Origin of the sequence: Kitasatospora sp. NPDC092039, assembly GCF_044756065.1 — a bacterium.
GTDB lineage: Bacteria > Actinomycetota > Actinomycetes > Streptomycetales > Streptomycetaceae > Kitasatospora.
Window position 1 is genome coordinate 96,517 of record NZ_JBIVSD010000024.1, and the last position, 19,613, is coordinate 116,129.

Genomic DNA, 19,613 nt, shown 5'->3' on the forward strand with positions numbered 1-19,613 from the left:
GCGCGCTACTCGGCGAAGTGGTCCCAGCCGCCGACCCGGTCCCAGGGCGCGCCGTCGACCGTCACCCGGCCGCTGCGGCTGCCCGTCGGGCGGCCGGTCACCTCGCCCACCACCCGCCAGCGGGCGGGGAGTTGGACCCCGCGCGGGAAGGTGGCCACGATCGCGTGGTCCTCGCCGCCGGAGAGCACCCAGACCAGTGGGTCCACCCCGACCGCCTGGCCGATGTCGGCCATCTGCGCCGGGACGTCGAAGTCGGCGGCCCTGAGGTCGATGTCCACCTCGCTGGCCCGGGCCACGTGGCCGAGGTCGGCGACCAGCCCGTCGCTCACGTCGATCATCGAGGTCGCGCCCAACTCGGCCGCCGCCGGGCCCGCGTGGTACGGCGGTTCGGGCCGGCGGTGCGCCTCGACGAAGGCGCGCGGGGAGCGGAAACCTCGCTGGAGCACGGTCAGGCCGGCGGCCGACCAGCCGAGCCAGCCGGTCACCGCGACCACGTCGCCGACCTGGGCGCCGGCGCGTGTCACCGCCGCACGCCCCTGGAGGTCGCCGAGCGCCGTGATGGCGAGCGTGACGGTGTCGCCGCGCACGACGTCGCCGCCGACCACCGTCGCCCCGGCCACCTGGCACTCGTCGCGCAGCCCGTCCATCAACTCGGTGGCCCAGGTGGTCGGCAGGTCCGCGGGGGCGACCAGGCCGAGCAGTATGGCGGTCGGCACCGCCCCCATCGCGGCCACGTCGGCGAGGTTCTGGGCGGCGGCCTTGCGGCCCACGTCGTAGGCGGTGGACCAGTCCCGGCGGAAGTGCCGGTTCTCGATCAGGACGTCCGTGGTCGCCACCACCCGGCCGTCCGGAGCCCGCACCACCGCGGCGTCGTCACCCGGGCCGAGGTCGACCGCGTCGGTGAGCGGTACCCGGGCGGTCAGCTCCCTGATGAGTCCGAACTCGCCGAGCTCGCCCACGGTCCCCTGCATCTGCCGTCCTCTCGCGTTTCCATCCGGTTCGCCCCCGTCGCGCTCCCCCGCGCGCAGCGTACGCCCTTCCCGGGCCCCGGGGTCTCCCCTCCCCGGCCCGCTGCGCGGTAGCGTGGTGATCAGACTGCCGGTGAGCCCGTCCCACCCAATGCGCCTGACCGGGCGATCACGGCGGCGATCCCCCTAACCGCCCGCCGGGAGGTCCCCGTGGTACAGGCATACATCCTGATCCAGACCGAGGTCGGGAAGGCCACCGCCGTGGCCCGGACCATCGCCGAGATCCCCGGCGTGCTCACCGCCGAGGACGTCACCGGCCCCTACGACGTGATCGTCAAGGCCGAGGCCGAGACGGTGGACGAGCTGGGCCGCATGGTGGTGGCCCGGGTCCAGAAGGTCGAGGGCATCACCCGCACCCTCACCTGCCCCGTGGTGCACCTCTGACCCGGCGCACCGGCGCGTCCCCGGCACCCGGGCCCCGGTTACCATCGGCGGGTGGCCAGAGAACTGCGCGTCCCCAAGGCGCTGACCGCCCTGCCGGCCCCGGTCCGCTGGCTGGCCCTGCCCGTCGCGCTGACCTCCACGGTCGTGGTGCTGCTCGGCAGCTGGGGCCCGGCCGACCCGGAGGTGGAGGTCCCGCAGCCGAGCGGCCGGGCGGCCGGGTACTGCCGGTCGCTCGCCGCCGCGCTGCCCGCCGAGCTGCTCGGGCACGCCCGCCGGGACCCGTCGCCCGCCTCGCCGTACGTGGCCGCCTGGGGGGGTTCGCCCCGGACGGTGCTGCGCTGCGGCATCGACCGGCCGGAGGAGCTGGACGGCGCCCACGCCGCGGACTGGTCCCCGAGCGTCGACGACGTCACGTGGTGGTCGCAGGAGCTCGCCGACGGCGGCTACCGCTTCGTGACGACCATGCGCGCCGCGTACGTCGAGGTGACCGTCCCGGCCGGGGCCGCGCGGAACCCCTTCGACCCGGCGGCCGCCCTGAGCGGCGTGGTCAAGGCCAACGTCCCGGGCTGAGCCGGGCGTCGGCCGTCGGCTGACGGGACGTACCGAGGGCGGGCCGGGAGCTTCCCGGCCCGCCCTCCGCCGCGGACGCGTCAGCGCAGTCCGGTCGAGCGCCGCAGCGCCGTCCCGAGCAGCCGGTCGATCAGCTCCGGGTACGAGACGCCGCTGGCCTCCCACATCTTCGGGTAGGCCGAGATCGGGGTGAAGCCGGGCATGGTGTTGATCTCGTTGATCATCCAGGTGCCGTCCTCCAGCAGGAAGAAGTCCACCCGGGCCAGGCCCTCGCAGCCGAGCGCCTCGAAGGCCTCGACCGCCTGGCGCTGGATCTCGGCGAGCTCCCCGGCGGTCAGGTCCGCCGGGATCCTCACGTCCGAGGAGTCGATGTACTTGGCCTCGAAGTCGTAGAAGTCGAAGCCCTCGCCGACCAGGATCTCGCCGGCCACGCTGGCCCGCGGGCCGTCCTCGAACTCCAGCACCCCGCACTCGATCTCGCGGCCGGTGACGCCCGCCTCGATGATCAGCTTGGGGTCGTGCCGACGGGCCTCCTCGATCGCGGCGTCGAGGTCGGCCAGGTCCTTCACCTTGGTGATGCCGATGCTGGAGCCGGCCCGGCAGGGCTTCACGAACAGCGGCAGGCCCAGCTCGGCGGCCCGCTCGCGCACCGCCGCGCGGCCCTCCTCGGAGTCCCACTCGCGCGGCCGCACGATGGTGTACCGGCCGACGTCCAGACCGTGCGAGGCCAGGATGCGCTTGGCGAACTCCTTGTCCATGCCGGCCGCGCTGGCCAGCACGCCGTTGCCGACGTACGGGACGCCGGAGAGCTCCAGCAGGCCCTGGAGCGTGCCGTCCTCGCCCCACGGGCCGTGCAGCAGCGGGAACACCACGTCGACCTCGCCGAGCGCCTTGGGGGCGCTGCCCGGCTCGGTCAGGACCACCTCGCGGCTGCCCGGGCCGACCGGCAGCGCGACCTGGCCGTCGACGCCCTCGGCGACGTGCGCCACGTCCGGCAGCCTGCCGTCGGTGATGGCCATCCGGGCCGGCTCGTCGCTGGTCAGCGCCCAGCGGCCCTCGTGCGTGATGCCGATCGGCAGCACGTCGTACTTGTCGCGGTCGATCGCCCTGAGCACACTGCCCGCGGTGGAGACCGAGATCGCGTGCTCGGAGCTGCGCCCGCCGAAGACCAGCGCGACGCGCGGCTTCCGGTCAGGCCGGTTCGGGGAGGTCTGTTCGATGCTCATATCGGGTTTGAGACTACCGTGCGGGATGTTTCCGGAAAGTCAGCGGCGCCGGGGAACCGGACGTGCGCCGGCCCCGGCCCGCGACCGCCGGCCCCGGCCCGCGACCGCCGGCCCGGACGGTGACCGGCCGGGCTCAGCGCCGCTCCGCCTTCGCCGAACGCGACATCAGCGCCCGCAGCACCTCCTGGGTCGGCCGACCGTTGTGCACCACGTCCACCACGGCCTCGACGATCGGCATGTCGACCCCGCTGCGCCGGGCCAGGTCCAGTACCGACTCGCAGGACTTGACGCCCTCGGCGGTCTGCCGGGTGGCCGCGACGGTCTCCGCCAGCGACATGCCCCGGCCCAGGTTCATGCCGAAGGTGTTGTTGCGCGACAGCGGCGAGGAGCAGGTGGCCACCAGGTCGCCCATCCCGGCGAGGCCCGCGAAGGTGTGCGGGTCCGCGCCCAGCACCTCGCCGAGCCGGGTGGTCTCGGCCAGCCCGCGGGTGATCAGGGTCGCCTTGGTGTTGTCGCCGAGCCCCATGCCGGCCGCCATGCCGACCGCCAGGCCGATCACGTTCTTGACCGCGCCGCCGAGTTCGCAGCCCACCACGTCGGTGTTGGTGTACGGCCGGAAGTACGGCGTGTGGCAGGCCGCCTGGAGGCGCTTGGCGACCGCCTCGTCCGAGCAGGCGACCACGCTGGCCGCGGGCTGGCGGTTGGCGATCTCCTTGGCCAGGTTGGGCCCGCTGACCACCGCGACGCGCTCCGGACCGACCCCGGTGACCTCGTCGATCACCTCGCTCATCCGCTTGGCGGTGCCGAGTTCGATGCCCTTCATCAGGCTCACCAGCACGGTCTGCGGCTCGATCAGCGGCGTCCAGGCGGCCAGGTTGTCGCGCAGCGTCTGCGAGGGCACCACCAGCACCGCGAAGTCGGCGCCGGCCAGCGCCTCGGCGGCGTCGGTGGTGGCCCGCACGGTGTCGGGCAGCCGGACGCCGGGCAGGTAGTCCGGGTTCTCGTGGGTGGAGTTGACGGCGTCCACCAGCTCCTGGCGGCGGGCCCACAGCACGACCTCGCAGCCCGCGTCGGCGAGCACCATCGCGAACGCGGTGCCCCAGGAGCCGGTCCCCATCACGGCGCAGCGGGTCACTTGCCGGCCTCCTCGGTGCCCTTGCCCCGCTCGCCCTTGGCGCGCCGGCGCTCGGCCAGCGCGGCGGCGGCCCGCTCCCGGGCGGCCCTGCGCATGTCGTAGCGCTCGGCCGGCGGCTCCTCGCCCCGGACCTCGGCCAGCACGGCGGTGATCGCCGTCATGATGTCCTCGGTCGCGTCGGCGAGCACCTGGGCGGTGAGCTCCTGCCCCTGGTACTTGCTCAGGTCCACCGCGGGCCCGGCCGCGACGGTGACCCGGTGCCGCGGGAAGAGGTTGAACCTGCCCTTCCCGAAACCGGGCCGGCCGTACGGCGGGATGATCTCGTGGGCGCCCCAGTGCGCCACCGGGATGACCGGCGCGCCGGTCATCAGCGCGACCCGGGCGACCCCGCTCTTGCCGGTCATCGGCCACAGGTCCGGGTCCCGGGTGAGCGTGCCCTCCGGGTAGAACTGCACGCACTGACCGCCGTTGACCGCGTCGATCGCGGCCCGGAACGCCTGCGCGGCGTCGGTGGACTCGCGGAACACCGGAATCTGGCCGGTCTTGCGCAGCATGAATCCGATGAAGGGGATCGAGAACAGCGAGGACTTGCCGAGAATCCGCGGCGGACGTCCGCTGTTGTACTGCCAGTGCGCGTAGATCACCGGATCGATGATCGAATTGTGGTTCACCGCGGCGATGAAGCCGCCGTCCTTCGGAATGTGCTCCCAGCCCCGCCAGTCGGGCTTCACCAGGGCGGTTGTCACCGGTTTCACCAGCACGGCCGCGAAGCGGTACCAGATGCCGTAGTCGGCGTTGCCGAACTTGGCGTACGAGCGGCGGGCCACCCCAGCTCCTTCTCATCCGATGCGGCACGGATTACCGCGGTCATGGTGTCCCGGTGCCGCGCACCGTTCCGACCGGTGCCCGGGCCGCGGGCGCGGAACAGTGTCGCCCGCCCGCTCACCGGCTGTCGAGCAACCGCGCCAACCCGCCCGGCGGGCGTGATCAAACGCACGTCCGCACAGCTCGGACGGCCTGGCGAGGGCTCCGGGACCGGCGTCACAATGACGCCGATGACCCAGGACACCGTACGCCCCAGCGGGCCCGTCGCGCCCCCCGCACCCACGGCCGGCTGGTCGCTGGTGCTTCCGCTCAAGCCGCTCGCCCTGGCCAAGAGCAGACTGGCCCCGTACGCCGGGCCGCACCGGGCCGACCTGGCGCTGTCCTTCGCCCTGGACACCGTCACCGCCGCCCTGGCGACCCCGGGCGTCGACCGGGTCCTGGTGGTCACCCGGGACGCCGCGGCCGGCGCCCGGCTGGCCGCGCTGGGCGCCCTGGTGGTCGCCGACGAACCCGGCGGCGGCCTCAACCGGGCGCTGGCGCACGGCGCCGCGAGCGCCCTGGCCCTGGCTCCGTGCTCCCCGCTGGCGGCGCTCTCGGCGGACCTCCCGGCACTGCGCGCGGCCGAACTGGCCCGGGTGCTGGGCGCGGTGCCGCCGGGCGGCCGGGCCTTCCTGGCGGACTCCCCCGGCCTCGGCACCACCCTGCTCGCCTGCGCCCCGGGCCGCCCGCTCTCCCCCGCCTTCGGGGACGGCTCGCGGGCCCGGCACGCGGCCGGCGGGGCGCTCGAACTGCGCCTCGCGGACGTGGAGTCGGTGCGCCGGGACGTGGACACCGGGACGGACCTCGGCGAGGCCGCGGCGCTCGGCCTCGGCCCGCACACCAGCGCGCTGTTCGCCCGTCTGAGCCTGTCCTGAGCCCGTCCCGGACCCGTCCTGAGCGCCTTCCGAGCGCGTCCCGGACGCGCCCGGGCCCGACCGCGACCTGATCCCCGGCCGGGACCGGCCCGCTCGCTATGCTGCTCGCATGCAGGCCACCGCGTTCACCTTCGACCCCGCCACCCGGGCCGGCTCCGTGCTGCTCGACGACGGGACCCCGGTGCCGTTCGACGCGGCCGCCTTCGACGCCGGCGGCCTGCGGCTGCTGCGCCCCGGCCAGCGGGTGCGGATCCGCACCGAGGGCGCCGGCGAGGCCCGCCGGGTGGTCTTCGTGACGCTGCAGACCTTCCCCGATCCCGCCGAGGGCTGACCGCCCGACCCGCGCCGCGCCGCGCCGCGGCCCGGCGAACGCCGCCGCACGCCCTCGGATCCTGACTAAGCGCCCGGAAATCGAAAGAGCCGCGGCGACCGGTCTCCGTGGTTCACGGGAGGGGGTGCCGCGGCTCTCAGCCGAAGGCCGTCCTGGGACGGTCGCGCGGGGACCTTACTTGGCGGAGGTCTTGCGCGCGGTGGTCTTGCGGGTGGCGGTCTTCTTCGCCGGCGCCGTCTTCTTGGCCGTGGCGGTCGCCTTCTTGGCGGTGGCCGTGGTCTTCTTGGCAGCGGCCGTGGTGGTCGCCTTCTTCGCCGCGGCCGTCTTCTTGGTCGCGGCGGCCTTGGTCGCGGTCGCCGTGGTCTTCTTGGCGGCGGTGGTCTTCGCGGGCGTGGTCTTCGCGGCGCTCTTCTTGGCGGTGGCCGTGGTCTTCTTGGCGGCGGCCGGGGTGGCGGTCGCCTTCTTGGCGGCGGCCGTGGTCGCCGTCTTCTTGGCGGCGGCCTTCTTGGTGGCCGGAGCGGCGGCGGCAGCGGCGGAGCGCTTGGTGGCGGCACGCTTGGCGGCCGGGGTGGCGGCGACGCCGCTCTTGCCCGGGGTGAGGGAGCCCTTGGGGGCCTTCTTCACCGAGGGGCCTTCCTTCGGCAGCTTCTTGCTGCCGCTGACCAGGTCCTTGAAGCCCTGGCCGGGACGGAAGCGGGGGACCGAGGTCTTCTTGACCTTGACCCGCTCGCCGGTCTGCGGGTTGCGGGCGAAGCGCGCGGAGCGCTCCACCTTCTCGAAGGTGCCGAACCCGGTGACCGAAACCCGGTCACCGGCCACAACGGCACGGACCATGGTGTCGAGCACTGCGTCGACGGCCTCTGCGGCAGCCTTGCGACCGCCCAGCTGCTCGGCCACCGCTTCGACAAGCTGAGCCTTGTTCACGTCTTCCCCTTCGGAAACGGGCGCCGGATGATTCCATCCGTTCTTTTCGCACGTTAGGTATGTATCTGCGGACTTTCAATTACCAAACGCGCGAATCACCCTAGTGTCGCAATGGATTTGCGCGTCGGCGACCTCAGTCGAGCGGCGGGGGCCGCTCGTCGAGGTCATGTACAAAGCGACTCAACCGCCTTGCCGCCTCCGGAAGATCGCGCTTGGCGGCCTCGGTGACGATGAGGAGTTGACGGGTGAGAGCGGTCTTTGCATCGGCAGACACGTTCAGCGCATGCACGCGGTCGTGAGCTTGCTTCAACCGCTCGGCCACGAGCGCGTAGAGCGCTGCGACTTCCTGGTCGTCCGGCCCCTCAGCTGGCGCGGAGGTGACGTCCGGCCGGTCGTCAATTCGGCGTTCGGATGGCCGGCCCATGGAGTCCTCAGCCGCGGGTTCGCCGCCCGCGTACGGAGGTTCATGGTGCCGGTGCATGTACTGATTGTGCCATCTACCCGCAGTTGTACTTGCGCGGGGCCCTCTTCCGCAAAGCCAAATGGGCAATCCGGGGCGGCCCCCGGCGCTAACTCGTGCTCCGGAACGCCGGATGGCCCGGCCCCCCCGAGGGGGGCGCGGGCCATCCGGCGGATCGTCAGAATGCTTGTTCTGAAGGGAACTCAGGGGACCGGCAGAGTACGGGGCTTGAACGCCGGACGGGTCGCCTCGAAGGCCGCGATGTCGGCCTCGTTCCGCAGCGTGATACTGATGTCGTCCAGGCCGTTGAGCAGCCGCCACCGGACGTTGTCGTCCAGTTCGAAGGCCGCCGTGACGCCCTCGGCACGCACTTCGCGCGCCTCCAGGTCGACGGTGATCTCGGCGGTGGGGTCACTCTCAGTGAGCGCCCAGAGCCGCTCGACGGTCTCCTGCGGCAGGACGACCGTCAGCAGGCCGTTCTTCAGCGAGTTGCCCCGGAAGATGTCGGCGAAGCGGGACGAGATGACCGCGTGGAAGCCGTAGTTCTGGAGCGCCCAGACGGCGTGCTCCCGGGAGGAGCCGGTGCCGAACTCGGGGCCGGCCACCAGGACCGTGGCGCCCTGCCGCTCGGGCCGGTTGAGGATGAACGACTCGTCCTTGCGCCAGGCCTCGAACAGGCCGCCCTCGAAACCGGATCGGGTGACCTTCTTGAGCCAGTGGGCGGGGATGATCTGGTCGGTGTCCACGTTGCTGCGGCGCAGCGGGACGGCCCGGCCGGTGTGGGTGGTGAACTTCTCCATGGCTCAGGCCTCCACGGCAGCGACGTCGGCGGTCAGGTCGGCGGGGGCCGCGAGCCGGCCCAGGACGGCGGTCGCGGCGGCGACCTGCGGGGAGACCAGGTGGGTGCGGCCGCCCTTGCCCTGCCGGCCCTCGAAGTTGCGGTTCGAGGTGGAGGCGCAGCGCTCCCCGGGGGCGAGCTGGTCGGGGTTCATGCCCAGGCACATCGAGCAGCCCGCGTGGCGCCACTCGGCGCCGGCCGCGGTGAACACCTTGTCCAGGCCCTCCTCGACGGCCTGGAGGGCGACCCGGACGGACCCGGGGACCACCAGCATCCGTACGCCGTCGGCGATCCGGCGGCCCTCCACGACGGCCGCGGCGGCCCGCAGGTCCTCGATCCGGCCGTTGGTGCAGGAGCCGACGAAGACCGCGTCGACCTTCACCTCGCGCAGTGGGGTGCCGGCCTCCAGGCCCATGTACGCCAGGGCGTTCTCGGCGGCCAGGCGCTCCTGCGGGTCGGCGAAGGAGGCCGGGTCCGGCACGTTCGCGCCCAGCGGGGCGCCCTGGCCGGGGTTGGTGCCCCAGGTGACGAACGGGGTCAGCTCGTTCGCGTCGATGAAGATCTCGTGGTCGAAGACCGCGTCCTCGTCGGTGCCCAGGGTCTTCCAGTACGCGACGGCGGCGTCCCAGTCCTCGCCCTTCGGGGCGTGCGGGCGGCCCTCCAGGTAGGCGAAGGTGGTCTCGTCCGGGGCGATCATGCCGGCCCGGGCGCCGGCCTCGATCGACATGTTGCAGACGGTCATCCGGGCCTCCATGGACAGGCTCCGGATCGCCGAACCGCGGTACTCCAGGACGTAGCCCTGGCCGCCGCCGGTGCCGATCTTCGCGATGACGGCCAGGATCAGGTCCTTGGCGGTGACGCCCTCGGGCAGTTCGCCCTCGACGGTGACCGCCATCGTCCGGAACGGCGCCAGCGGCAGGGTCTGGGTCGCCAGCACGTGCTCGACCTGGCTGGTGCCGATGCCGAACGCCAGCGCGCCGAACGCGCCGTGGGTGGAGGTGTGGGAGTCACCGCAGACCACGGTCATGCCGGGCTGGGTCAGGCCGAGCTGGGGGCCGACTACGTGCACGACGCCCTGCTCGACGTCGCCGAGCGAGTGGATCCGGACGCCGAACTCGGCGGCGTTCCTGCGCAGGGTCTCCAGCTGCACCTTGGAGACCGGGTCGGCGATCGGCTTGTCGATGTCCAGGGTGGGGGTGTTGTGGTCCTCGGTGGCGATCGTCAGGTCGGTGCGACGGACCTTGCGGCCGGCCAGCCGCAGCCCGTCGAAGGCCTGCGGGCTGGTGACCTCGTGGAGCAGGTGCAGGTCGATGAAGAGGAGGTCGGGTTCGCCCTCCGCGCGCCGCACGACGTGGTCGTCCCAGACCTTCTCTGCGAGTGTCCGTCCCATCGGATTCCCTCCAGCCGGCCGCGTTGCCGGCCTTCTCGTGTGTCGAGGTCAAAGCGTGTGCGCCGCCCTGAGACTCCCGGGCCGCTCCCGTCCAGGGTGGCGCTTTTCGCCGGAGATTGAACTTGTGTCTCGCGGAGTGAGACCGCAGTCTTAGCGCATGGACAGCGCGCGGGCGTGCCCGAGCGGCGCCCCGGCCCCCGGCCGACCGCCCCGCGGCAGGCCCCGGGAACGCCGAAAGGGCCCCACCCGTGACCGGGTGGGGCCCTTTCGAGGACCTTCGACGCAAAACGAAAAAGGCCCCGGAACCGGGGCCTTTCCAATTTCTGGCTGGGGTACCAGGACTCGAACCTAGACTAAGTGAACCAGAATCACTCGTGCTGCCAATTACACCATACCCCAACACAAAGCAAGGGCCGATGGGCGAGCCCATCGGCTTCCTGCTCTGGAGTACCCCCGACCGGATTCGAACCGGCGCTACTGCCGTGAGAGGGCAGCGTGCTAGGCCGCTACACAACGGGGGCTTCCTGGCGATCCCTTGCGGGATCAGTACCCCCGACCGGATTCGAACCGGCGCTACTGCCGTGAGAGGGCAGCGTGCTAGGCCGCTACACAACGGGGGCTTTCCAGGTGATCCCTTGCGGGATCAGTACCCCCGACCGGATTCGAACCGGCGCTACTGCCGTGAGAGGGCAGCGTGCTAGGCCGCTACACAACGGGGGCTTGATCTTCTTTTGTGTGCCGTACTGACGTACTGCGCTGGGGTACCAGGACTCGAACCTAGACTAAATGAACCAGAATCACTCGTGCTGCCAATTACACCATACCCCACCAGAGTTGAGCCCCTGCGGGCCCTTCTCAGGCGTTGCGCCTCTCGGTCGGTCCCTTCCGAGGGGCTCTCGCTCCCTCGTCCGTTCCCTCCCGGGCGGCGCAGAAAGAACATTACCCGACGTCGGCCCAGGCTCCAAAATCGATAACCCCAGGCAGCGGCCGGGAGGCCCGGGGATGACCTCCGGGTACGCCGCGGGCCCGGCACGAAGCCGGGCCCGCGGCCTGCTCGGCGGCCCGCTCAGGCGGCCGGCAGGGCGTCCAGGGCGGCGCGCAGCCTGCGCAGCGTCTCAGGGCGTCCCAGCAGCTCCATGGACTCGAACAGCGGCGGGGAGACCCGGCGGCCGGTGACGGCCACCCGCAGCGGCGTGAAGGCGAACTTGGGCTTGATGCCCAGCCCGTCCACCAGCGCCGCGCGCAGCGCCGCCTGGATCGGCTCCGGGGTGAAGTCCGCGAGCTCCTCCAGTGCCTTGACGCTGGCCTCCAGCACCGGGCGGGCGTCCGAGGTGAGCACCTTGGCCGCGTCGTCCGGGTCCAGGGCGAACTTCTCCGGCGCCACGAACAGGAAGCCGGCCATGTTCACGATCTCGCTCAGCACGACCATCCGCTCCTGGGTGAGCGGCGCCACCTTGGCGAGCAGGTCCAACTGCTCGGCGGTGGGCTCGGCCGGTAGCAGCTCGGCGCCCTGGAGGAACGGCACCAGGCGGCGGACGAAGTCCTCCGGGGCGAGCCGGCGGACGTGCTCGGCGTTGATCGCCTCGCACTTCTTCAGGTCGAAGCGGGCCGGGTTGGCGTTCACCTTGGTGACGTCGAAGGCGGCGACCATCTCGTCCACGTCGAACAGGTCGCGGTCCTCGGCCAGCGACCAGCCCAGCAGGGACAGGTAGTTGAGCAGGCCCTCGCGGATGAAGCCGCGCTCGCGGTACAGGTTCAGCGAGGACTGCGGGTCGCGCTTGGAGAGCTTCTTGTTGCCCTCCCCCATCACGTACGGCAGGTGGCCGAAGCGCGGGGTGGTGCCGTTGCCGACGCCGATCTCGGCGAGCGCCGCGTACAGCGCGATCTGCCGCGGGGTGGAGGACAGCAGGTCCTCGCCGCGCAGCACGTGGGTGATGCCCATCAGGGCGTCGTCCACCGGGTTGACCAGGGTGTACAGCGGGGCGCCGTTGGCCCGGACGATGCCGTAGTCCGGCACGTTCTCCGGCTCGAAGGTGAGCGTGCCGCGGACCAGGTCGTCGAAGCTGATGGTCCTGTCGGGCATCCGGAAGCGCAGGATCGGCTCGCGCTTCTCCAGCTTGAAGACCGCCAGCTGCTCCTCCGTCAGCTCACGGCAGTGGCCGTCGTAGCCGGAGGGCTTGCCGGCCGCGCGGGCGGCCTCGCGGCGGGCGTCCAGCTCCTCGGTGGAGCAGTAGCAGTGGTAGGCGTGGCCGGCCTCGTGGAGGCGGCGGGCGACATCGGCGTAGATGTCCATCCGCTGCGACTGGCGGTACGGCGCGTGCGGCCCGCCGACCTCCGGACCCTCGTCCCAGTCCAGGCCGAGCCAGCTCATGGCTTCGAGCAGCTGGTCGTACGACTCCTCGGAGTCACGGGCGGAGTCGGTGTCCTCGATCCGGAAGACCAGCGTGCCGCCGTTGTGGCGGGCGTAGGCCCAGTTGAAGAGGGCCGTGCGGACCATCCCCACGTGGGGGTTGCCGGTCGGGGAGGGACAGAAGCGAACCCGGACGGCCGGGTCAGTGTTAGCCACGCTTGATCACCTTGTTGGTGAGAGTGCCGATGCCTTCGATGGAGACGGCGACCTCGTCGCCGACGTTGAGGGGGCCCACCCCTGCGGGCGTGCCGGTGAGGATGACGTCGCCGGGCAGCAGCGTCATGGCCTCGGAGACGTGGACGATCAGCTCGGCGACCGAGCGGATCATCAGGGAGGTGCGGCCGGTCTGGCGGAGTTCGCCGTTGACCGTGCAGGTGATCGCGAGGTCGCCCGGGTCGAGGTCGGTCTCGATCCACGGGCCCAGCGGGCAGGCCGTGTCGAAGCCCTTGGCCCGGGCCCACTGGCCCTCGCGCTGCTGGACGTCCCGGGCGGTGACGTCGTTGGCGCAGGTGTAGCCGAGGATCACCTCGGGCACCCGGTCCAGCGGCACCTCGCGGCACATCCGGCCGATCACCACGGCGAGTTCCGCCTCGTGGTGGACGTCCGAGGAGAACGGCGGGTAGGCGATGCTCTCGGTCGGGCCGATCACCGAGGTGGACGGCTTGAAGAAGGTGAGCGGGACGTCCGGGACGTCGTTGCCCAGCTCCGCCGCGTGTGCCGCGTAGTTGCGGCCGACCGCCACGATCTTGTTCGGGAGCATCGGGCTGAGCAGCCGGACGTCCTGGAAGCGGTAGCTCTCACCGGTGGGCTGGGGCTGGCCGAACGGGTGGCCGGCCAGCGCGTGGACGACCAGCGAGTCGGGCTGGGAAGGGTCGCCCTCCACCACGCCGAAGGAGACGCTGCCGGCGGCAGGGCTCCCTTCCCGGACGGAAAACCTGGCAATGCGCACGGCTGGGCTACCCCTCGCTTCGTCGGCCGCCCGGGGCGCGCCCGGGCGCTGGTCGGGCGCGCCGCCCGCGGTGGGCGCGGCCCCGTCAATCGGCCTCCAGGCTATCGCGTGGGGCCCCGGCTGACCGCTTTGCCCCTGTTCAGGACGGTCGGGGCGGATCCGCCCTCCCGGGCCGGAGCGCCGACCGTCGGCACCGGGCCGAGCGCCCCGGAGGCGAGCGGGCGAATCACCGCCCCGAGCCGAAGGGGCGCGCCGGTGCCGAAAGCGAGAAGCGAGGGAGCGAGGGAGCGAGGAACGAGCGACGGAGCGCCGACCGTCGGCACCGGGCCCGAGCGCCCCGGAGGCGAGCGGGCGAATCACCGCCCCGAGCCGAAGGGGCGCGCCGGTGCCGAAAGCGAGAAGCGAGGGAGCGAGGCACGAGCGACGGAGCGCCGACCGTCGGCACCGGGCCCGAGCGCTCCGGAGGCGAGCGGGCGAATAACGCAGGGCGCCGCCGTCACCGGTGTGACGGCGGCGCCCTCGGCGGAACGCGGCGGGGTCAGTCCCGCACGACGACGACCGGGGCCACCATCAGCTGGGTGCGGCGCGGGTTGGCGGTGGCGGCCGGCAGCTCGGTGCCGTAGGTCACGACGTCCTCGGGCTTGCGGGCGCCCGGGATCTTGCTGAAGTCCTCGACCGAGGCCAGCGTCGTCCGGCGCGGGTTCGCCGTGGGGCGGCAGGACAGCGTGGACTTGGTGGCGTTCTTCGCCTGGGACATCGAGAGCACCTCGTGTTCATGGGCGGGGCCGATCGCGGCGGATCGGCACCGGCCTGATGGATTCCGATTGATTCGGAGGGGTTCTGGGCAGGCTGATCGGGGCCGTGCTCCGGAGACAGCCAGGTTACGAGATCTCATTCCACAGAGACCGTGACCAAAGCTACACATTAGACTGTGATTTTGCTCACAAAATGCAGAGCAAAGCGCAGATATCCGACATTTCGCCGCATCGGGATTTTCCGACATTCCACCGATAAGGGGCATTCCGGAAGGTCTGCGACTCTTCCCGACCCCTGGCCCGCTTGGCATGTCTCCGGCGAGTGTCCGAAAAGGGCGGTATTCCGGTCCGGTTACCGCACAGTCCGTAAGATCGCGCAAGCGGTCGGTAGCGTCGGGCGCCCGGTTCCTGCGGCCCTTGTTGGGATTCCCCGGCTGTGCTGGAATGCGACGGACCGTGGGTAGGGAGTGGTCCACCCCGGTGCCCGCTCTCCCGGACCGGCCGGGGTGCGGATGGAAACTCGACACCGTCCAGGCCGTGGCGACGCGGCGGGACGCCCGGTCCAGAGGTTGCGACGCCAGTGCAGGGACGTTTCAAAAGGGGTAGCGGCGCCGCGGGAAACCCGGAGTCGCGTGAGCCTGTGGCAGCCCCTCAACAGGCGGCGGCCCCCGGTGGCCCGGCCGAGCCGGTGACGCCCGAGGGCCCCGGACGCCCGGAGGAGGACGGCCAGGAGCGCAAGACCGCCCGGGACAAACTCCGTACGTCCCTGACCCGGCGCCGCGCCACCGGTCTGAACCGGCTCGCGATGCGCAACTGGCGCATCCGCACCCGTCTGATCGCGCTGCTCGCCCTCCCCGTGCTGGTCTCGCTGGTCCTCGGTGGGCTGCGCATCCAGAGCTCGATGGAGAACTCGCAGCAACTCGCCCAGATGGCCAACCTGTCCGACCTGGCCAAGAAGGCGACCAACCTCGCGGACGCGCTCCAGACCGAGCGCGACATCAGCGCCGGCCCGATCACCCACGACCCGACCGCCCCGCTGGACGACGACATCGTCGCGGCCCGCAAGTCCACCGACGACCTGAGCCGCACCTTCACCGCGTCCTCCGACAAGTTCGAGAACCTCGAACTGTCCGGCGGAAAGGCGCTGTTGCTCCAGATCCGCAAGGACCTGAACTCGATCGCGGACACCCGCAGCCTGCCGTACCAGAACAACCAGAACATCCAGTCGACGATCACCGCCTACGACGTGATCATCCGCGACCTGCTGTCCATCACCCAGGACATCGCGCTCGCGTCGAACAACAAGGACCTGGTCGTCTCCACCCGCGCGCTCCAGCAGTTCTCGCTGGCGAAGAACGCGACCTCCCAGCAGCGGGCCCTGATCAGCGCCGCGCTCGCCAACCCGAAGACCCCCGACCTCAGCCCCAGCGACGAGTCCTTCGGTATCCGTCTGCGCAGCTCGTACGACAACGCGATCGCGAGCTTCAACAACATCTACACCGCGCACGACCTGGACAACCTGCGCAGCCAGCTGAGCTACAACTCGGTGGTCGCCGACGCCGACCGCTACGCCTCCACGATCCTCACCCAGAGCGGCATCCGGCAGACCGAGGCGGTCAGCTACAAGGACTGGTTCGAGAAGGCCAGCGCCAAGATCACCGCCGAGCGCCGGATCGAGTCCAAGCTCATCGAGAACCTGGACGGCAAGGCCCAGGACCTCCAGTCCCAGGCCGACGCCGACGCCCTGATCATCGGTGTCGCGGTCGCCCTGGTGCTGCTCGTCGCCCTCGGTGGCGCCGGTCTGATCGCCCGCTCGATGGTGCGCTCGCTGACCCGCCTCCAGGCCGCGGCCGAGGACGTCGCCGAGCGCCGGCTGCCCGAGCTGGTCAAGACCCTCTCCGAGGCCGACCCGCACGACGTCGACACCACGGTGGAGCCGGTCGCCGTCGACTCCACGGACGAGATCGGCCACGTGGCCCACGCGTTCGACATGGTGCACAGCGAGGCCGTCCGCCTCGCCGCCGAGCAGGCCCTCCTGCGCGGCAACATCAACGCGATGTTCACCAACCTCTCGCGCCGCAGCCAGGGCCTCATCCAGCGCCAGCTGTCGCTCATCTCCGAACTGGAGAGCCGCGAGGCGGACCCGGACCAGCTGGCCAACCTCTTCAAGCTGGACCACCTCGCGACCCGCATGCGCCGCAACGGCGAGAACCTCCTCGTCCTCGCCGGTGAGGACCCGGGCCGCCGCTGGACCCGTCCCGTCCCGCTGGTCGACGTGCTCCGCGCCGCCGCCTCCGAGGTGGAGCAGTACGAGCGCATCGAGCTCGCCGCCGTGCCGTCGGCCGAGGTCGCCGGCCGCGTCGTCAACGACCTCGTCCACCTGCTCGCCGAGCTGCTGGAGAACGCCACGTCGTTCTCCAGCCCGCAGACCCGCGTCCGGGTCACCGGCCACGCGCTGCCGGACGGCCGCGTGCTGGTCGAGATCCACGACACCGGCATCGGCCTGAGCCCCGACGACCTCGCCGAGATCAACGAGCGCCTCGCCAACCCGCCGACGGTGGACGTCTCCGTCTCCCGCCGCATGGGCCTCTTCGTGGTCGGCCGCCTGTCGCTGCGCCACGGCATCCGGATCCAGCTGCGCCCCAGCGACTCCGGCGGCACCACCGCGCTGGTCATGCTCCCGGTGGACGTCACCAACTCCGGCGACCGCCGCGGCGCCGGCTCCGGCCGGGCCGGTGCCGCCCAGGGCAAGCAGCAGCGCGGGGTCGCCCCGACGCCGCGCCAGCAGCGCCAGATGGCGCCCGGCCGCCAGGGCGCTCCGGCCGCGCTGGGCCAGGGCCCGGCGGCCGGCGGTGCCCCGCAGGGCAGCCGTCCGCAGCTCGGCCAGGGCGGTCCGGCCGCTCCGACCGGTCCGCAGGCCGGTCCCGGTGGGCAGGCCGGCCCGGGTGCGCCCGGCGGCGGTCTGCCGACCCGCCAGGTCGGCAAGTCGCTGCGGGACAACCCCGTCGTCCCGCAGGGCGGCGGTCAGCAGGGCCAGGGCCGCAAGCCCGCCCAGCCGCAGCAGCAGCCGGCCCCGCAGGCGCAGCAGCCCCAGCAGCAGGTTCCGCAGCAGGCCCAGCAGGGCGGTCTGCCGCAGCGCGCCCCGGGCCGCCAGGGCCCGCCACAGAGCGGCCCGAACGGCCTGCCCCGCCGCGACCGTCAGCAGCAGCCCGGCCAGCCCGGTCAGCCCCAGCCCGGCCAGCCGCAGGCCGGTCAGCCCCAGCCGGGCCGGCCCGGCCAGGAGCGGCCGCGTCCGGCCGGCGGGTTCGACGGCGGTCCGGCCGCCCGGACCGGCGAGCACCCGCAGCACGGCCGCCCCGGCGGTCCCGGCGCTCCGCAGCAGGGCGCCCGCCCGGGCAACCGTCCGCAGGACGGCCTGCCGCAGCGCCGTCCGGCCCCGCAGGGCCCCGGCGCTCCCGGCCGGCCCGCCGCCCAGGGCCCGCGCGGTCCGCAGCGCCCCGGCCCGGATGCCCCGCAGCGCGACCGCCAGCCCCAGCCGCTGCCGCCGCAGGCCCAGCAGCAGCCCCAGCCGCTGCCGTCGGCCGAGCCGGCGCCGGTGGAGAGCACCCAGCAGTTCGCCCGCCCGCGCTTCGAGGCCAGCCAGATCGACCCGCGCGACCCGCTGGGCCTCGGCCTGGTCGAGCCGGTGCTGCCGAACGTGCCGAACCCGCCGCGTCCGGAGCCGGTGCGCCAGGAGCAGGCCCCGCAGCAGCGGCAGCCGCTGCCGCACCAGGAGCCGATGGCGCTGCCGACCGGCCCGTCCGAGGCCGGCGGTCCGCAGGGCGGCGGCGAGCAGCCGTGGTACCCGCAGGCCGAGGGCCAGCAGCAGGCACGGTCGCGGTCGTACCAGCCGCGCCGCCCGGGCACCTCCGCGCCGGAGTTCCAGCAGCCGGCCCAGGAGCAGCAGGCCCCCCAGCAGCAGCCGCAGCAGGCTCCGCAGCAGCAGGCCCCCCAGCAGCCGCAGGGGCACCAGCAGCAGCCGCAGCAGCACGGCCAGCCGCAGCCGGGCCCCGGCGACGCGCCGTGGCGTCCGTCCGCGAACGACGAGCGCTGGCGCCGGGCCGAGCAGGTCCGCGAGCCCTCGACCAGCGGGGTCACCATGTCGGGCCTGCCCCGGCGGACCCCGCAGGCCAACCTGGTCTCCGGCACCGCCGAGGCCTCGCCGCTGACCGGTCCGCAGGTCTCCCGGGCCCCCGAGGAGGTCCGCGGCCGGCTGACCAACCTGCGCCGCGGCATCCAGCAGGGCCGGCGCGCCGGGGCCGAGCAGGCCGCCAACCAGCCGGGCTTCCAGCATGGTGCCCAGCAGCCCGGATTCGATAGTTTCGGTGGCCGGAGCGACGGCAACGGCGCAGATCACCAGGAGCGTTGAGTTGAACCAGATGAGCCAGGCCGCACAGAACCTGAACTGGCTGGTCACCAACTTCGTGGACAACACCCCCGGGGTGTCCCACACCGTGGTGGTCTCCGCGGACGGCCTCCTGCTGTGCATGTCCGAGGGCTTCCCCCGGGACCGTGCCGACCAGCTCGCCGCCGTCGCCTCCGGCCTCACCTCGCTGACCAACGGGGCGAGCCGGATCTTCGAGGGCGGCGAGGTCAACCAGACCGTCGTCGAGATGGAGCGGGGCTTCCTGTTCCTGATGGCCGTCAGCGACGGCTCGGCGCTGGCCGTCCTGGCCGCGCCGGACTCCGACATCGGTCTGGTGGGTTACGAGATGGCGTTGCTCGTCGACCGCGCCGGCGCCGTCCTCACCCCCGCTCTGCGCGCGGAACTCCAGGGCAGTCTCCTGCACTGAGCCGGGCCCCGAGCGGATCCGCCCACCCGTCCCACCTGCCTCGCCGGGTCCGACCCGACCGGACCCGGCGCGACCCCCTCAGCTACCCTCAGGCAGCTGATCCCGCCTCAGCTGGCACCGCCCCAGCTGGAACCGGCTGCTCAAGGCTGCAGCACTAGGAGGACCCATGACCCCGCCCTCGACACCCGCCGGCTCGTACGGCACCGGGTACGGCAGCGGCTACGGCGGGCAGCAGTCCGACGGCTACGAGCAGCAGCCGCTGGTCCGCCCGTACGCGATGACCGGCGGCCGGACCCGTCCGCGCTACCAGCTCGCCATCGAGGCCCTGATCTCCACCACCGGCTCGGCCGACCGGACCAGCGGGCTGCTGCCCGAGCACGCCCGGATCGTCGGCCTCTGCCGCGAGGTCAAGTCCATCGCGGAGATCTCCGCACTGGCCGGCGTGCCGCTCGGTGTCGCCCGCATCCTCGTCGCCGACCTTGCCGAGGCCGGTCTCGTCGCCATCCACCAGCCCGCCGCCGCGGGCGAGTCGGGCGGAACGCCCGATGTCACGCTGCTCGAAAGGGTCCTCAGTGGACTTCGCAAGCTCTAACGCGGCCGCCCCCACCCGCGCCACCACCTCCGCGAAGATCGTCGTCGCGG

18 protein-coding genes and 5 tRNA genes are annotated in these 19,613 nt (G+C 72.7%); 7 read left to right on the forward strand and 16 right to left on the reverse strand.

What is annotated here, in order from left to right; translation table 11 throughout:
- Positions 1–5 precede the first annotated feature (5 nt).
- On the reverse strand, positions 6–971 hold the full coding sequence (locus ACIQI7_RS34025) for a thiamine-phosphate kinase (protein WP_355265520.1): 966 nt from the start codon (positions 969–971) through the stop codon (positions 6–8).
- A gap of 207 nt (positions 972–1,178) precedes the next feature.
- On the opposite strand from ACIQI7_RS34025, the gene ACIQI7_RS34030 reads away from it, so the two are divergent.
- The gene (locus ACIQI7_RS34030; RefSeq protein WP_355265517.1) at positions 1,179–1,412 is read left to right on the forward strand and encodes an Lrp/AsnC ligand binding domain-containing protein; all 234 of its coding nucleotides are present in this window, start codon (positions 1,179–1,181) and stop codon (positions 1,410–1,412) included.
- 51 nt (positions 1,413–1,463) lie between these two features.
- Positions 1,464–1,982, forward strand: a complete 519-nt coding sequence (locus tag ACIQI7_RS34035) for a DUF3515 family protein (protein ID WP_401117575.1) — start codon at positions 1,464–1,466, stop codon at positions 1,980–1,982.
- Positions 1,983–2,062: 80 nt separating this feature from the next.
- Here the strand turns inward: ACIQI7_RS34035 and ACIQI7_RS34040 are convergent, their stop codons facing one another.
- The 3 genes from ACIQI7_RS34040 to ACIQI7_RS34050 all read right to left on the reverse strand — a co-directional run bounded on the left by ACIQI7_RS34040 (position 2,063) and on the right by ACIQI7_RS34050 (position 5,170).
- A complete protein-coding gene (locus ACIQI7_RS34040; protein ID WP_401117577.1) occupies positions 2,063–3,208 on the reverse strand; it encodes a D-alanine--D-alanine ligase family protein in 1,146 nt (381 codons plus the stop codon).
- Between the two features lie 133 nt (positions 3,209–3,341).
- Positions 3,342–4,343 (reverse strand): NAD(P)H-dependent glycerol-3-phosphate dehydrogenase, encoded by a 1,002-nt coding sequence (locus tag ACIQI7_RS34045; protein ID WP_387759317.1) that lies wholly within the window; start codon positions 4,341–4,343, stop codon positions 3,342–3,344.
- The gene (locus ACIQI7_RS34050; protein WP_387759315.1) at positions 4,340–5,170 is read right to left on the reverse strand and encodes a lysophospholipid acyltransferase family protein; all 831 of its coding nucleotides are present in this window, start codon (positions 5,168–5,170) and stop codon (positions 4,340–4,342) included. The genes ACIQI7_RS34045 and ACIQI7_RS34050 overlap by 4 nt, the downstream gene beginning before the upstream one ends.
- A 228-nt stretch (positions 5,171–5,398) precedes the next feature.
- On the opposite strand from ACIQI7_RS34050, the gene cofC reads away from it, so the two are divergent.
- Positions 5,399–6,082, forward strand: a complete 684-nt coding sequence (cofC, locus tag ACIQI7_RS34055; RefSeq protein WP_401117580.1) for a 2-phospho-L-lactate guanylyltransferase — start codon at positions 5,399–5,401, stop codon at positions 6,080–6,082.
- Between the two features lie 109 nt (positions 6,083–6,191).
- Positions 6,192–6,413, forward strand: coding sequence for a hypothetical protein (locus ACIQI7_RS34060; protein WP_189923473.1), 222 nt, complete (start codon positions 6,192–6,194; stop codon positions 6,411–6,413).
- Between the two features lie 174 nt (positions 6,414–6,587).
- On the opposite strand, the gene ACIQI7_RS34065 is transcribed toward ACIQI7_RS34060, so the two are convergent.
- The 12 genes from ACIQI7_RS34065 to ACIQI7_RS34120 all read right to left on the reverse strand — a co-directional run bounded on the left by ACIQI7_RS34065 (position 6,588) and on the right by ACIQI7_RS34120 (position 14,141).
- Entirely contained in the window at positions 6,588–7,337 is a 750-nt protein-coding gene (locus ACIQI7_RS34065) for an HU family DNA-binding protein (protein WP_401117582.1), read from the reverse strand.
- A gap of 133 nt (positions 7,338–7,470) precedes the next feature.
- Positions 7,471–7,818: a hypothetical protein gene (locus ACIQI7_RS34070; RefSeq protein WP_387759310.1), complete on the reverse strand. Its 348-nt coding sequence runs from the start codon at positions 7,816–7,818 to the stop codon at positions 7,471–7,473.
- A gap of 182 nt (positions 7,819–8,000) precedes the next feature.
- Positions 8,001–8,597, reverse strand: coding sequence for a 3-isopropylmalate dehydratase small subunit (gene leuD / locus ACIQI7_RS34075; protein ID WP_401117585.1), 597 nt, complete (start codon positions 8,595–8,597; stop codon positions 8,001–8,003).
- Positions 8,598–8,600: 3 nt separating this feature from the next.
- The gene (leuC, locus tag ACIQI7_RS34080; RefSeq protein WP_401117587.1) at positions 8,601–10,025 is read right to left on the reverse strand and encodes a 3-isopropylmalate dehydratase large subunit; all 1,425 of its coding nucleotides are present in this window, start codon (positions 10,023–10,025) and stop codon (positions 8,601–8,603) included.
- A gap of 324 nt (positions 10,026–10,349) precedes the next feature.
- A tRNA-Gln gene (locus tag ACIQI7_RS34085) sits at positions 10,350–10,424 on the reverse strand.
- A 49-nt stretch (positions 10,425–10,473) separates the two neighbouring features.
- Positions 10,474–10,546 (reverse strand) — tRNA-Glu (locus ACIQI7_RS34090).
- A 26-nt stretch (positions 10,547–10,572) separates the two neighbouring features.
- Positions 10,573–10,645 (reverse strand) — tRNA-Glu (locus ACIQI7_RS34095).
- Between the two features lie 27 nt (positions 10,646–10,672).
- Positions 10,673–10,745: transfer RNA gene (locus tag ACIQI7_RS34100), tRNA-Glu, on the reverse strand.
- 36 nt (positions 10,746–10,781) lie between these two features.
- Positions 10,782–10,853 (reverse strand) — tRNA-Gln (locus ACIQI7_RS34105).
- Positions 10,854–11,091: 238 nt separating this feature from the next.
- A complete protein-coding gene (gene gltX / locus ACIQI7_RS34110; RefSeq protein ID WP_401117603.1) occupies positions 11,092–12,522 on the reverse strand; it encodes a glutamate--tRNA ligase in 1,431 nt (476 codons plus the stop codon).
- Between the two features lie 61 nt (positions 12,523–12,583).
- Positions 12,584–13,384, reverse strand: a complete 801-nt coding sequence (locus ACIQI7_RS34115) for a fumarylacetoacetate hydrolase family protein (RefSeq protein WP_387759307.1) — start codon at positions 13,382–13,384, stop codon at positions 12,584–12,586.
- A 538-nt stretch (positions 13,385–13,922) separates the two neighbouring features.
- Positions 13,923–14,141 carry a hypothetical protein gene (locus tag ACIQI7_RS34120; RefSeq protein ID WP_360349040.1) on the reverse strand — a complete coding sequence of 73 codons (219 nt, stop codon included), beginning with the start codon at positions 14,139–14,141 and terminating at the stop codon, positions 13,923–13,925.
- A 638-nt stretch (positions 14,142–14,779) separates the two neighbouring features.
- Between ACIQI7_RS34120 and ACIQI7_RS34125 the strand changes: the two genes are divergently transcribed.
- The 3 genes from ACIQI7_RS34125 to ACIQI7_RS34135 all read left to right on the forward strand — a co-directional run bounded on the left by ACIQI7_RS34125 (position 14,780) and on the right by ACIQI7_RS34135 (position 19,563).
- Positions 14,780–18,547 carry a nitrate- and nitrite sensing domain-containing protein gene (locus ACIQI7_RS34125; protein ID WP_401117589.1) on the forward strand — a complete coding sequence of 1,256 codons (3,768 nt, stop codon included), beginning with the start codon at positions 14,780–14,782 and terminating at the stop codon, positions 18,545–18,547.
- 10 nt (positions 18,548–18,557) lie between these two features.
- Positions 18,558–18,971, forward strand: a complete 414-nt coding sequence (locus ACIQI7_RS34130) for a roadblock/LC7 domain-containing protein (RefSeq protein WP_387759430.1) — start codon at positions 18,558–18,560, stop codon at positions 18,969–18,971.
- A gap of 166 nt (positions 18,972–19,137) precedes the next feature.
- Positions 19,138–19,563, forward strand: a complete 426-nt coding sequence (locus ACIQI7_RS34135) for a DUF742 domain-containing protein (RefSeq protein WP_401117591.1) — start codon at positions 19,138–19,140, stop codon at positions 19,561–19,563.
- The last annotated feature ends 50 nt before the right edge of the window (positions 19,564–19,613 follow it).

What these genes read in the sequence shown, in the direction of transcription:
- ACIQI7_RS34040 (WP_401117577.1), bottom strand. Translation starts at nt 3,208, where the DNA reads ATGAGCATCGAACAGACCTCCCCGAACCGGCCTGACCGGAAGCCGCGC.
- ACIQI7_RS34130 (WP_387759430.1), top strand. Translation starts at nt 18,558, where the DNA reads ATGAGCCAGGCCGCACAGAACCTGAACTGGCTGGTCACCAACTTCGTG.
- ACIQI7_RS34025 (WP_355265520.1), bottom strand. Translation starts at nt 971, where the DNA reads ATGCAGGGGACCGTGGGCGAGCTCGGCGAGTTCGGACTCATCAGGGAG.
- ACIQI7_RS34120 (WP_360349040.1), bottom strand. Translation starts at nt 14,141, where the DNA reads ATGTCCCAGGCGAAGAACGCCACCAAGTCCACGCTGTCCTGCCGCCCC.
- gltX (WP_401117603.1), bottom strand. Translation starts at nt 12,522, where the DNA reads ATGGTCCGCACGGCCCTCTTCAACTGGGCCTACGCCCGCCACAACGGC.
- cofC (WP_401117580.1), top strand. Translation starts at nt 5,399, where the DNA reads ATGACCCAGGACACCGTACGCCCCAGCGGGCCCGTCGCGCCCCCCGCA.
- ACIQI7_RS34060 (WP_189923473.1), top strand. Translation starts at nt 6,192, where the DNA reads ATGCAGGCCACCGCGTTCACCTTCGACCCCGCCACCCGGGCCGGCTCC.
- leuD (WP_401117585.1), bottom strand. Translation starts at nt 8,597, where the DNA reads ATGGAGAAGTTCACCACCCACACCGGCCGGGCCGTCCCGCTGCGCCGC.
- ACIQI7_RS34135 (WP_401117591.1), top strand. Translation starts at nt 19,138, where the DNA reads ATGACCCCGCCCTCGACACCCGCCGGCTCGTACGGCACCGGGTACGGC.
- leuC (WP_401117587.1), bottom strand. Translation starts at nt 10,025, where the DNA reads ATGGGACGGACACTCGCAGAGAAGGTCTGGGACGACCACGTCGTGCGG.
- ACIQI7_RS34070 (WP_387759310.1), bottom strand. Translation starts at nt 7,818, where the DNA reads ATGCACCGGCACCATGAACCTCCGTACGCGGGCGGCGAACCCGCGGCT.